This window comes from Labrys methylaminiphilus subsp. lupini, assembly GCF_051161885.1.
Classification (GTDB): domain Bacteria; phylum Pseudomonadota; class Alphaproteobacteria; order Rhizobiales; family Labraceae; genus Labrys.
The window spans coordinates 2710385-2722648 of sequence record NZ_JBMDIH010000001.1 but is presented as its reverse complement, the minus strand read 5'-3'; the positions used below and the strand labels follow the sequence as shown (position 1 = coordinate 2722648).

Genomic DNA, 12264 nt, shown 5'->3' with positions numbered 1-12264 from the left:
ATCTGGCCCTTGTTCCGGAATCGGTTTCTCCGGCAACGAGGACGGCAATGGCAGCCGGCCCAAGGCCGGCGAACAGTGGAGGAAGACCATGATCCGCATATCCCTGGCGCTCGCTCTGAGCGTATCCCTGGTGGGCCTGGCGCATGCCGCCTCGGCCTGGACCGGCGGCGACGAGTTGCCCACCAATCCGCTCGCCTGCGATGCCACGCCGGCCAGCGCGACGAGCAAGCCCTATGATGGCGGTGCCGTCACCGGCGCGCCCGACCGCAAGGGCAAGCCGATCAAGGTGGTCGACGTACCCAAGCTCATCGGCATCGGTTACTTCAACGCCACCTCCAAGGGTATTGCCGACGCGGCCAAGGAACTCGGCAATGTCGATGCCAAGACCGACGGGCCGACCAAGGCCAATATCGACGAGCAGATCACCTTCATCGACAATTACATTACCTCCGGCGTCGACGGCATTCTCTATGCCGCCAACGATCCCGTCGCGATCGCCCCGGTGCTGAAGAAGGCCCTGTCCAAGGGGATCAACGTCGTCGGCTATGACGCCAATTCCACCCCGGACTCCCGCCAGTGGTTCGTCAACCAGGCCGAGTTCAACGGGATCGCCAAGGCCATGGTCGATACCATGGTCAAGGAGAGCGGCGAGGATGCGGGCGTGGCTATTGTCACCTCGACCTTCACCACGCCCAACCAGGCTCGCTGGATCGCCGAGATGGCAGCCTATTCCGCCAAGTGCCATCCCAAGCTGAAGCTTCTGGAGACGGTGGAAGCGCAGGAGGACAATGCGCTCTCCTTCTCGCAGGCGACCACGCTGATCAACAAATACGGGCCCGATCTCAAGGGTATCTTCGGCATGACCAGCGTCGCCACGCCGGCATCGGCCGAGGCTGTCACCCAGGCCGGCCAATGCGGCAAGGTGGCGGTGATCGGTCTGGCCACGCCCAATGCCATGAAGCCCTATGTCGCCAAGGATTGCGTGAAATCCGTGGTGCTGTGGAATCCCGTCGATCTCGGCTATGCCGCCATGCAGGTCCTGCGCGCCACGGCGGATGGTTCGCTCAAGCCCGGCGATACCAAGGTCAAGGCCGGTAAGCTCGGTGAGCTCAACGTGATCAATGGCTCGGAAGTACTGCTCGGCTCGCCCTTCGTGTTCACGAAGGAGAATATCGAGAAGTTCGATTTCTGACGAAAGATCAAGGCTGTAGGCGTCTTTTCCGAATCGGTTTGTCGCTTGCGCCAGGAACGACCACGAAGCCGGGAGAAATCCCGGCTTTTCCTTTGACGCCGATCCGGAATCGGTGTGGAGAAAACAGTATCCGGCTACCTAGAGCAAAGCGCGTTTAGACGGAGACGTTTGTTTGCTCTAGAGCAAAATGCGTTCTTACCGAAACTCTCTTCGAGAGAGGCGCTTTGATATCAAAAGCATTTTGCGGTTCCTGGTGATTCAATTTGAAGGAAACGTGCTCTAGCTCTTTGGTCCGACGCGTCTTTGCGATTCTTGATGTAACCGCCAAATCGCAAAACGCTCTGGCCGGATGCCCCCTTGACAGGGGGCGAATTGCACGGGAAGATCGTTTGTACACAAACGAATTTTAGGCGCTTTCTCGAAAGGGGAGTCATGGCCGTTTCCGCTCAAAGCCGTGCTCGGGGGGCGCTGGTCGGCCTGGCGATCGGTGACGCTCTTGGCATGCCCACGCAATATATGCCGCGAGCCCTCGTCTCGGCACGTTACGGCATTCTCGAGCGCTTCGAGCCGGCGCCCGACGACAATCCGATCAGCCGCGGCATGCCGGCCGGCCGGGTGACCGATGATACCGACCAGGCCGTCATCCTTGGCGAACTCCTGGTCGAGGGCAAAGGCTATGTCGATCCCCGGCGTTTCGCCGATGAACTCCTCGCCTGGGAAACCCGCATGATCGCGGCGGGCTCTGCCGATCTCCTCGGCCCTTCCACCCGCAAGGCGCTGACACTGATCGCCGAAGGCATGCCCACCGACGAGACCGGGCGCACCGGCGCCACCAATGGCGCGGCGATGCGCGTTGCCCCGGTCGGCATCGTCTTCCCGGCGCGTCCCGTCGAGGCGCTGGTCGATGCCGTCTTCCAGTCCGGCCATGTCACCCACAACACCACCATCGGTCTTGCCGGCGCCTCGGCCGTCGCTGCTGCCGTCAGCGCGGCCATCGACGGCGCAAGCATCGATGAGGCGCTGCAGGCTGCCGTGGAGGGTGCCCGGCACGGCGCCAGGCGCGGCTTCTATTTCGCCGGCGGGGACATCGCCGCCCGCATCCGCTGGGCGATCGAGCTGGTGCGGGGCAAAGGCGAGGCCGAGGCCCTCGAACTCATCTATGACATCGTCGGCACCGGCGTCGCTACGCAGGAGGCCGTGCCGGCGGCGATGGCCATCATCTCGCTGGCGCCCGAGGACCCCTGGCGCATCTGCCGCCTGTCGGCGAGCCTCGGTGGCGATTGCGATACCGTTGCTGCCATTGCCGGCGCGGTAGCGGGTGCCTGCCATGGCGTTGAAGCTTTTCCCGCTCCGGTGATCGCAGCCCTCGAGGCCGCCAATCCGGATCTCGATCTTGTCGGCCTGGCCGATCGCCTGCTGGCGCTGCGGGGCAGGGCATCGATCCTGCCTCCCGCCGGGAAGGGGGCTTCCACGGCATGAGCAGCAGGCCGACTCCCACCCGTCTCCTGTCCGTGGGCAGCATCCTGGCCGATGTCCGCCTCGACGTGCCCTGCCTGCCGCAACGCGGTGGCGACGTGCTGGGGTCCGAGGCGACGATCAGTGCGGGTGGGGGCTTCAACATTCTCACGGCGGCGGCCCGCAACGGGCTCAGGGCCGCCTTTGCCGGTCAGCATGGCAAGGGTCCCTATGGCGAGCGCATCCGTGCCGAACTGGCAGCCGAAGGCATCGAGGCGCTGATGCCGGTGAGCGCGGACGGCGACAGCGGCTTTTGCATCGTGTTGGTCGAGCCCGACGGCGAGCGTACCTTTGTCACCAGCCCCGGCGTCGAGGCGCGGCCGGGACGGGAGCCGCTTTCCGGGCTGCGATTGGGCGCTGCGGATGCGCTCTTCGCTTCGGGCTATGATCTCTGCTACCCGCAGCTTGGGCCCGCCATCGCCGATTGGGTCGGCGGCTTGCCGGCCAGCGTCACCGTGATGATCGATCCCGGTCCCCTGGTCGCCGACATTCCACCCGGCATCATGGCCGCGGTGCTGGCGCGGGCCGACATCGTCACCCTCAACCGGCGCGAGGCCGGCCTGCTTACCGGAGCCGATGACAAGACGGAGGCCGCCAAGCGGGTTCACGATCGCCTGTCGCCGGACACGCTGGTGATCCTGAGGGATGGCCCAGCCGGGTGCTTCCTGCTCGGCGGCGACATTGGCCAGTCCGGCCTGCAGGTTCCGGCGCCGGCCGTGCGCATGGTCGATGCGACCGGAGCGGGAGATGCCCATACCGGCGTGTTTTTGGCCTCCCTCGCGGCCGGCTATCCGGCTGCCGAGGCCGCGCGGCGGGCCAACGCCGCCGCCGCCATTGCCGTCACGCGCAAGGGGCCGGCGACCGCGCCCGGCACGGAAGAACTGAACGCTTTTCTCGCCAGGCAGGACCACGGCAAGACAACAACACGATAGGGTGGATGCCCACGCAGGCACGAACGCCCAGCCAATGATAAGAAAATCGAGAGCAGAATGTCGCCATCGACGAAGGGAATTGGAAAGATGACATATCGGATCACGCGCCGTCATTTCACCACCTTGGGAGCCGCCGCCGTCGCCGGCCTGTGGATACGCCCGGGTTTCGCCCAGGCCAAGGAAATCACCGTGCTCAACTGGAAGGGCTACGGCACCGACGAGGCCTTCGCGCTCAAGGCCTTTGCCGAGCAGACCGGCATCACGGTCAAGCATGACTATTTCAACTCCGAGCCGGAGATGCTGACCAAGCTGCGTACCAATCCCGGCGCCTATGACGTGGTGCTGATCAACAGCGCCCGTACCCAGCAGGCCCAGGCCGAAGGCCTGATCGATCCGGTCGATCTTGCCACCATCGCCAATGCCAAGGATCTGGCCCCGGCGTTGAAGGATCACGCCAATCTCAAGGCCGACGGCAAGATTTATGGTCTCGCCTGGCTCTGGGGCATGAATTCCCTCGCCGTGCGCCAGGGCATCAGCGCCGACAGCTGGACGATCTTCTCCGACCCCAAATATGCCGGCAAGCTGGCCTTGTTCGACGATGCCGTGACCTCCGTCGGCATCGGCGCCCTGCTGACCGGCCAGGATGCCAACGATCCCAAGGACCTCGCCAAGATCACCGAGGTGCTGAAGGCGATGAAGCCGAACGTCAAGCTGATGTGGTCCAGCGAGGACGAATGGAACAAGGCCTTCGCCGCCAATTCCTTCGACATCTCCGTCTACTGGTCCGGCGCGGCGGTGCGCTCCATCCGCCAGCACAAATTGCCGGTGGAATTCATCGTACCCAAGGAAGGCGCCATCGGCTGGCTCGACAGCCTGGCGGTGCCGACGTCGAGCACCAAGAAGGAGGATGCACTCAAATTCCTCAACTACATGATCGACCCGACCTTCTACCTGACCTGGGCCAAGGAGGCGGGCGCCCCGGCTTCAGCCAACGAGGGGGCGATGAACAAGCTGCCGGCCGATGATCTCAACCGGCAGATCCACAAGGCCGACTACCTGCCGAAGCTGACCTTCATGGCCGCCCTGCCGGATGATCGCCGCCAGGCCTTCAACGATCTGTGGGAAGAAGTGAAGGCGTTCTACGCCAAGTAGGGCGGATGGCGCCGACCTTTGTCATGCCCGGGCTTGACCCGGGCATCCAGATTTTCGGCCCTTCCAGCATGGGAAGGTGGACTGGATTACCGGGTCAAGCCCGGCAATGGCAAAGGTCGTGCTGAAACAAGCATCGTTCTGCTCGCGATCCCGGATCTGCGCCGCTGCCCTGCGTGCTGCAGCGTGGCCGGGGGGACCGAAAGGGGAAGCACAGGTGGAGATCGTGTCGAAAGCCGATGGCGGCAAGGCAGGCCCCCGAAGGCGCCTGGGGCAGGGCTGGACGACGGCGGCCCTGTTGACGCCGGCCTATGGCTGGCTGCTGCTGGCCGTCTTCCTGCCGCTTTGCGCCATGCTGTTCTTCAGCTTCCTGAAGAGTTCGCCGGTCCCGGGGCGGGCGCTGGTCTACACCGTCGACAACTACCTTGCCTTCATCAAGCGGCCCTATCTCTTCAACGTCGCCTGGACCTCGATCCAGATCGGCTTGTGGACCACGGGCCTGTGTGCACTGATCGGCCTTCCCGCCGCAATCGCTTTGGCGCGAGCGACGGCCGGGCGCTCGCGGCACATCCTGTTCCTCCTCATCATCCTGCCGTTCTGGACCAATGGGCTAGTGCGCGTGTTCTCCTGGACCATGGTGCTGAGGGAAGGAGGCATTCTCGATTATGCCCTGCACTGGATCGTGCCGGCGGCGCCCTCGGTGTCGCTTCTCTACAGCTTTCCGGCCATCATCATCGGCCTGGTCCATGCCTATCTGCCCTATATGATCCTGACCTGCTACCTCTCCGCCACGGCGATCGAAGACTCGACCATCGAGGCCGCCCGTAGCCTCGGTGCACGCACACCGGTGGTATTCTGGAAGATCCTGCTGCCGCTCTGCATGCCCGGCCTGATTTCCGGATCGATCCTGATCTTCGTGCCTGTGATCGGCAGCTTCATGGAGCCTCGCATCCTGGGCGGGCGCATCGGCGTCACCATGGGCACCGTGATCGAGGACCAGTTCACCGCGGCCTTCAACTGGCCGCTGGGCGCGGCCCTGTCCTTCACCATGCTGGCAGTGGTGCTACTGATCTTCGCCGTCTCCTCGCGCGTGCTGCCCGGCCGCGCGGCGACGCCGTAGGAGGGGACCATGATCGCTCTCGGCCGTACCTTCCTCGCCGCCACCCTGATCTTCCTCTATCTGCCTATCGCGGTGATGGTGGCGATGGCCTTCAACGCCTCGCCCCTCTACACCTTGCCGATCGAGCCGACCTTTCACTGGTTCGGCGTGTTGGCCGAGAACGGGCCGCTGCTCTCGGCCACCTACAACAGCCTGCTGATTGCCCTGGCAACCTCGATCATCGCCACGACCGTGGGCACGCTGGCCTCGCTTGCCCTCAACCGCCGCACCTTCCGGGGGCAGTCGCTGCTCAAGGTGCTGCTGCTGCCGCCGATCGCCATTCCCTGGCTGATCACCGGCACGGCCATGTTGGTGTTCTTCTTCTGGACGGGCATCGGGCGCGGCCTGCATGCCATGCTGATCGGCCATGTCGCCCTGGCCATCCCCTATGTCGTCCTGATCGTCGGCACCGGCATGCAGACATTGCGGGCCGATCTCGAGGAGGCGGCGATGAGCCTGGGATCGACGCCGATTCATGCCTTCTTTGCGGTGACGCTGCCTTTGCTGGCGCCGAGCATCATCGCGGCCCTGCTGTTCGCCTTCGCGGTTTCGCTGGACCAGTTCGTGGTCTCCTATTTCCTGGCCACGCCAGGCGTCTCCACCTTGCCGGTCGAGATCTATACCTCGATCCGCAAGGGCTTCACGCCGGAGATCAATGCGATCTCCGCCATCTTCCTCGGCGTCTCGGCCGTTCTCGTGCTGATCTTCGCCCAATTGTCCAATCTGGGAGGCAGTCGTGATCGGCGTTGAAGTCGCTTCGATCAGCAAGGACTATGGGTCCCTGCGGGTGCTCGACAAAGTGAGCACCGCCTTCAAGGCGGGCGAGTTCACCAGCCTGCTCGGCCCTTCGGGCTCCGGCAAGACCACGCTGTTGCGCATCATCGGCGGCTTCGTCGACCCCGATGAGGGGCGCATCCTGTTCGGGGGCGAGGACGTCACCGGGGTCGCCCTATGGCAGCGCAAGATCGGCATGGTGTTCCAGTCCTATGCGTTGTTCCCGCATATGAGCGTTTTCGACAATGTCATCTTCGGGCTCAACCGCCAGGGCATCCGCGGCGAGGCGGCACGCAAGGAGGTGGCCCGGGTGCTGGAGATGGTTCATCTCACCGGCTTCGAGCAGCGCAAGCCCAAGCAGCTTTCGGGCGGCCAGCAGCAGCGCGTGGCGCTGGCCCGCGCCATCGTGACCAAGCCGAGGGTTCTCCTCCTGGACGAGCCACTGTCCGCGCTCGACAGGCGCCTGCGCCAGGACATGCAGATCGAGCTGCGCCGCATCCAGCGCGAGAGCGGGCTCACCACCATTTTCGTTACCCATGACCAGGAGGAGGCGCTGACACTATCAGACACGGTGGCCATCCTCGATGGCGGGCGCATCGTGCAGGAGGGGGCGCCGCTCGAGATCTATGAGCGCCCACGTACCCGTTTTGCCGCCTCCTTCCTGGGAGACGCCAATTTCTTCGAGGGCAGCGTGACCGGTGAGGGGATCGCGATCGGGAGCGGCGTCATTCGCACGGACGATGGGCTGCCGAGCCCCGGCAGCCAGGCCACGGCGGCGGTGCGACCCGAGAAAATGCGACTTCTCGCGCCCGGAGAAAGCCCCGAGGGCGACAATGTCTTCGCCACGAGGATACGCGAGATCATCTATGCGGGCGCTGTCTCGACCTTCATCGCCGAAGGGCCTGGTGGCAGCGACATCAAGGTCCTGTCGCAGAACCGGGAGATCTCGTCGGTCTCGCCCGGGCAGGCCATCACGCTGGCCTGGTCGCCGGCCAACACCGTGCTGCTGCAGGCCTGACATGCCGGTAAGCCTCAACATTCCTCTCGAACGCGCTTGGAACAGCTGGTCGTCGCGGCCGGCGGAAATGGTGTTCCTGCCGCTCGGCCTCCGGCTCACCCCGCTTGCCTTCGCGGCCAGCACGGGCAAGGCCTGCCTGTTCGAGCCGGGCGATGCCCTCGCGCTGGGGCGGCACGCCCTCGATGCCTCGCTGGTGGAGCTCCAACTCTCCCACGCCGGAACCACCCTCGACTGGCGTTACACCAAACCCGATCCCTTCAGCCTTACAGGCAGCTGGCATACGGCCAAGACCGGCGAATGGGGTTTGCGCTTCTGGATCAATCTCTGCCTCTCGTCGGATAACGGGGAGGAGGTTCGTTTCGACGAAACGCACGGCGCTGCCATCATCCGTGTCGGGCACCGCTTCGCGGCGCTCGTCAGCGAGGAACCAGCCGTGCAGGTGACCGGCCACGCTTGCCTCGCCGACGCGATGCAGGACTACGAAACGCACGGCTATTTCCATACCGCTTCCCGGGCCGAGGCGGCGCCGGTCCTCGTGCTGCGCTTCAACCTGGAAATGATGCGCGACAATCGCTTCGCACTCGCGATTGCCGACAGGCAGGATCTTGCGATCACCCAGGCGCGGGCCCTGCTGGCGCGGCCTGAGGTGGTGCCGCCCCAACCGGATGGCGAGCCCGCCGTCGCGCTGGCGGCGCTGCGCGACGTCGTCGCCTGGAACACGATCTGGGACGGCATCAACCAGCGCCCCTATACCGCCATCAGCCGCAACTGGGACCTTGGGAAATTCGGCGGCTTCGGCGTCTGGCTGAACGACCAGTTCTATGCTGCCCTGATGGCCGGCGAGCTCGATGCCGGCCTGGCGCGCGATAATCTCGCTGCCGTGTTTTCGGGCGCGACGCCGCAGGGCAATCTGCCCTGCCTGCTGACGGCGAATGATGCTTGGGTCGATCGCAGCCAAAGTCCCATCGGCGGCTTCGTGGTCTGGCAACTCTATCTGCGCCATCGCGCCCGAGACCTAATCGAGGACGCCTATGCCACGCTGGCCCGCAATCATGCCTGGTGGTGGCGAGAACGCGATCCGGGCGGGACGGGCCTTGCCTCCTTCGGCACCTCGGATGTGGGCGAGGGTCTCTACAAGGGCACCCATTTCGGGGCCCGCAATGAATCGGCAATGGACAATTCGCCTGTCCACGATGAGGCCTGCTACGACAAAGTCACGCGCACGCTCGATAGCTGGGATGTCGGCCTCAACAGCCTGCTGGCCCTCGATGCCGAAATGCTCGCCTTGATGGCCGCGGAACTGGGGCATGAGGCGGAGGCGGTTGCCCATTTCGCTCGCGCCGAAGCCACGAAAGCTCGTATTCGCGAGACGTTATGGGATGGCGAGCGTGGCATCTTCGCCAATCGCCGGTGTGGTGGGTTCGTGAAAAGCCTGGCGCCGACCAGTTTCTATCCTCTGCTCGCCGGCGCCGCGACGCCCGAGCAGGTCGGCCGGTTGTGCGAGCATCTCGACGATCCAATGGCCTTTGGCGGTGACCCGGTCATCCCCGGCGTCAGCCGTGCGGATCCTGCCTTCGGCGACAATTCCTATTGGCGCGGCCGGATCTGGCCGCCCTTCAACTATCTCGTCTATCACGGGCTGCGCCGCTACGGGCTGAACGACAGGGCTGCGGTCTTGGCGCAGCGCAGCTTCGCCCTGTTCCGCTCCGTCTGGGAAAGCCGCCGCATCTGCCCGGAAAACTACAATGCCGAGACGGGTGAGCCGCTCGACCAGCCTGACACCGAGCGCTTCTACAGTTGGGGGGCGCTGATGGCCAAGCTCGGCATCGCCGCGGTGACCGACGTCACGCCCTGGCATGGCTGGGAGATCGCCAATCCGGGTTCGGAGGGCGAGTTCGGGCCTTTCGCAAGCCCGATGGGACAGGTTCGCCTCGCTGTTTCGCAGGGCCGCCTGAGCCTGATCCAGGGCGAGCGCACTCTGCTGGACACCGATGTCGCCGGCCGGATCTGCCAGCTCTCGATTGCTGCCGGTGCGATATCGTTGCGCCTGCCGCCGCTGGAAAGAGCATGCTCCCTGCGCTTCCCGCATCTTCACGCCGGGATGAAGCCTCAGGCGAGCCTCGACGGCGAGGTGGTTGCAACCACGGAGGAGGGCGGCCTCCGGGTTAGCCTTCCCGCGAGTGCCAGGGCGGTGGATTTCGAGCTGCGGTGGCGTGCGCCAATCAAGTCAATGCAGCCATGAGGCTGGAGGAGCCGTTCCTCGATAATTGAATCGAACGGATTGTCATCCCCGGCGGGGTCAAAGATCCCGGGAAGGGGATCCAGGGGCCAAGGGCTGTTCCCTTCGGCTCCTGGATCCCCTTCCCTTCGCCCTCTCTCGCTGCGCTCGCGAGCGGCTCAGCCGGGGATGACGAATGCATTTTTTTCGACATTGCCTCAGGCTGCCGAACTATCTTCCAAAGCCAGGAAGCCGCCGGACTGGCGTCGCCACAGCCTGGCATAGAGGCCGTCGCGTTCGATCAGATCCTCATGCCGCCCCTGTTCGACGATGCGGCCGCCATCGAGCACGATCAACCGGTCGAGTTCCGCGATCGTCGACAGACGATGGGCGATGGCCAGCACGGTCTTGTCATGCATCAGGCGGCGCAGCTGGCCCTGGATCGTTGCCTCCACCTCTGAATCGAGCGCGGAGGTCGCTTCGTCCAGTACCAGGATGGGCGCATCCTTGAGCAGCACGCGGGCGATGGTGATGCGCTGGCGCTGCCCGCCGGAGAGCTTCACGCCGCGCTCGCCGACGCGCGACTTATAGCCGGCGCGACCATCCTGGTCCCCCAGCGTGACGATGAAATCATGCGCGGCGGCCTGCCTCGCCGCATCCTCGATGGCATCCTGGTTCGCTTCCATACGCCCATAGGCGATGTTGTCCTGGATGGAGCGATGCAGCAGCGAATTGTCCTGCGTCACCACGCCGATATGCCGGCGCAGGCTGTCCTGGGTGACGCCGGCAATGTCCTGCCCGTCGATCAGGATCCGACCCGATTGGATCGCATAGAGGCGCAGCAGCAGGTTGACGAGCGTCGACTTGCCAGCGCCGGACGGGCCGACGATGCCGACCTTCTCGCCGGCGCGAATGGTGAGCGAAAGATCCGAGAACACCGGCAGCGTTCCGCCATAGCCGAAACGGACATGCTCGAAGACGATTTCCCCGCGAGGCACCGAGAGTGTGGCGGCATCCGGGGCGTCGACGAGGTCATGCGGCTTGGCGATGGTGAGCATGCTTTCCTGCACGGCGCCGATATTCTCGAAGACGTCGCGGATCAGATACATCAACCAGCCCGAAAGCTGGATCAGCCGAAGCACCAAGGTGAGGGCCGCCGCGCCGGCGCCGGCCGTCATGCTCGCCTGGCTCCACAGCACGAGGATCATGCCGGCGATGACCACCAGCAGCAGGCTGTTGAGCACCTGCAGGACGAAGCTGGCGCCGAGGATCAGTCGCATCAGGTCGAGGAAGCTCTCGTTCCAGCGCTTGAGTGCTTCCTTGACCGCCGAGCGTTCGAGATCGGAACGGGCGAACAGCTTGACGGTGAGGATGTTGGTGTAGGAATTGACGATGCGGCCTGTCGTGGTTGAGCGGCCGAGGGAATTGGCTTCCGAGCGCTTCAGAGCGCGTGGCACGAAAAAGGAGAGCAGCGTGGCATAGGCTGCCAGCCAGACGAGGACGGGCAGCACCAGCCAGGCATCGACCGAGCCGAAAAAACCGATGGTGACCCCGGCAAAGACCAGGGCATACCAGAGGTCGCCGATCACCGCGATGATGGCCGAGCGGATCGATTGTCCGGCCTGGATCACGCGCGCCGATAGGCGCCCGGCGAAATCGTTCTGGAAATAGGTGAGCGAATGGCCGAGCGTGTAGATGTGGTTGCGCCAGCGGATCTGGTTGGTGAGTGGCGGTACCACGATCAGATTGGTGACGGCCTGGGTCACGAAAAACAGGACCGGCCGCAGGAACAGCACCACGAACAGGGCGCCGGCAAGCAATAGGCCATGATCCTGCAGCAGGGTCTGCGGCGATCCCTTGTTGAGCAGGTCCACGAACCAGCCGACCATCAGATAGATGCCGGCCTCCACGCCGCTGAAGGCCAGTTCGATCGCCATGATGGCGAGGAGCCAGCCCTTTACAGGCTTGAGGTGATGCCACATGAAACGCCACACCCCCGTGGGGGGCGTGTCATGCTCGTCGAAAGCGGCGAATACATCTATGCGGCTTTCGAAAAACCGGAATAAGCGCGCAAACATCGAAAATATGACCTTGAAACAATGTCGGAATCGCTTCGAAGCGACACCAAATCACCAGTTTCAGGTCAAATTACGAGTCGCGCCAGCCTTCTTGCTGTGGGGAGGGCCTCGTCATCCCGGACGCGATGCGGCGCGTAGTGCCGCTTCGCAGATCCGGGATCGCAAGAGGGTGGGGATGATTTATCCCCAGGGGGTCCCGTGTCTGCACCGCGACACTGCGTGTCGCAGC

General features: G+C 64.4%; 9 protein-coding genes. 8 read left to right on the top strand and 1 reads right to left on the bottom strand.

All coding sequences use genetic code 11. From position 1 onward, the window contains the following. Nucleotides 1-88 precede the first annotated feature (88 nt). The 8 genes from ACN6KF_RS12805 (at nucleotide 89) to ACN6KF_RS12770 (ending at nucleotide 9981) form a co-directional block, all read left to right on the top strand. Nucleotides 89-1192 carry an autoinducer 2 ABC transporter substrate-binding protein gene (locus ACN6KF_RS12805; protein ID WP_434957193.1) on the top strand — a complete coding sequence of 368 codons (1104 nt, stop codon included), beginning with the start codon at nucleotides 89-91 and terminating at the stop codon, nucleotides 1190-1192. A gap of 432 nt (nucleotides 1193-1624) precedes the next feature. Then, nucleotides 1625-2671, top strand: a complete 1047-nt coding sequence (locus ACN6KF_RS12800; protein WP_434957192.1) for an ADP-ribosylglycohydrolase family protein — start codon at nucleotides 1625-1627, stop codon at nucleotides 2669-2671. Then, nucleotides 2668-3639, top strand: a complete 972-nt coding sequence (locus ACN6KF_RS12795) for a PfkB family carbohydrate kinase (RefSeq protein WP_434957191.1) — start codon at nucleotides 2668-2670, stop codon at nucleotides 3637-3639. The genes ACN6KF_RS12800 and ACN6KF_RS12795 overlap by 4 nt, the downstream gene beginning before the upstream one ends. Before the next feature lie 87 nt (nucleotides 3640-3726). After that, a complete protein-coding gene (locus ACN6KF_RS12790; protein ID WP_434957190.1) occupies nucleotides 3727-4791 on the top strand; it encodes an ABC transporter substrate-binding protein in 1065 nt (354 codons plus the stop codon). 349 nt (nucleotides 4792-5140) lie between these two features. Next, nucleotides 5141-5908: an ABC transporter permease gene (locus ACN6KF_RS12785; protein WP_434959665.1), complete on the top strand. Its 768-nt coding sequence runs from the start codon at nucleotides 5141-5143 to the stop codon at nucleotides 5906-5908. A 9-nt stretch (nucleotides 5909-5917) separates the two neighbouring features. After that, nucleotides 5918-6697, top strand: coding sequence for an ABC transporter permease (locus ACN6KF_RS12780; RefSeq protein WP_434957189.1), 780 nt, complete (start codon nucleotides 5918-5920; stop codon nucleotides 6695-6697). Continuing rightward, on the top strand, nucleotides 6684-7739 hold the full coding sequence (locus ACN6KF_RS12775) for an ABC transporter ATP-binding protein (RefSeq protein ID WP_434957188.1): 1056 nt from the start codon (nucleotides 6684-6686) through the stop codon (nucleotides 7737-7739). The genes ACN6KF_RS12780 and ACN6KF_RS12775 overlap by 14 nt, the downstream gene beginning before the upstream one ends. Before the next feature lies 1 nt (nucleotide 7740). Further along, entirely contained in the window at nucleotides 7741-9981 is a 2241-nt protein-coding gene (locus tag ACN6KF_RS12770; protein WP_434957187.1) for an MGH1-like glycoside hydrolase domain-containing protein, read from the top strand. Nucleotides 9982-10175: 194 nt separating this feature from the next. Here ACN6KF_RS12770 and ACN6KF_RS12765 read toward each other — a convergent pair whose 3' ends face one another. After that, nucleotides 10176-12035, bottom strand: coding sequence for an ABC transporter ATP-binding protein (locus ACN6KF_RS12765; protein ID WP_434957186.1), 1860 nt, complete (start codon nucleotides 12033-12035; stop codon nucleotides 10176-10178). Nucleotides 12036-12264: the final 229 nt, after the last annotated feature.

Coding starts and splice junctions, on each gene's coding strand:
- ACN6KF_RS12805 (WP_434957193.1), top strand. CDS start 89: ATGATCCGCATATCCCTGGCGCTCGCTCTGAGCGTATCCCTGGTGGGC.
- ACN6KF_RS12800 (WP_434957192.1), top strand. CDS start 1,625: ATGGCCGTTTCCGCTCAAAGCCGTGCTCGGGGGGCGCTGGTCGGCCTG.
- ACN6KF_RS12795 (WP_434957191.1), top strand. CDS start 2,668: ATGAGCAGCAGGCCGACTCCCACCCGTCTCCTGTCCGTGGGCAGCATC.
- ACN6KF_RS12790 (WP_434957190.1), top strand. CDS start 3,727: ATGACATATCGGATCACGCGCCGTCATTTCACCACCTTGGGAGCCGCC.
- ACN6KF_RS12785 (WP_434959665.1), top strand. CDS start 5,141: ATGCTGTTCTTCAGCTTCCTGAAGAGTTCGCCGGTCCCGGGGCGGGCG.
- ACN6KF_RS12780 (WP_434957189.1), top strand. CDS start 5,918: ATGATCGCTCTCGGCCGTACCTTCCTCGCCGCCACCCTGATCTTCCTC.
- ACN6KF_RS12770 (WP_434957187.1), top strand. CDS start 7,741: ATGCCGGTAAGCCTCAACATTCCTCTCGAACGCGCTTGGAACAGCTGG.
- ACN6KF_RS12765 (WP_434957186.1), bottom strand. CDS start 12,035: ATGTTTGCGCGCTTATTCCGGTTTTTCGAAAGCCGCATAGATGTATTC.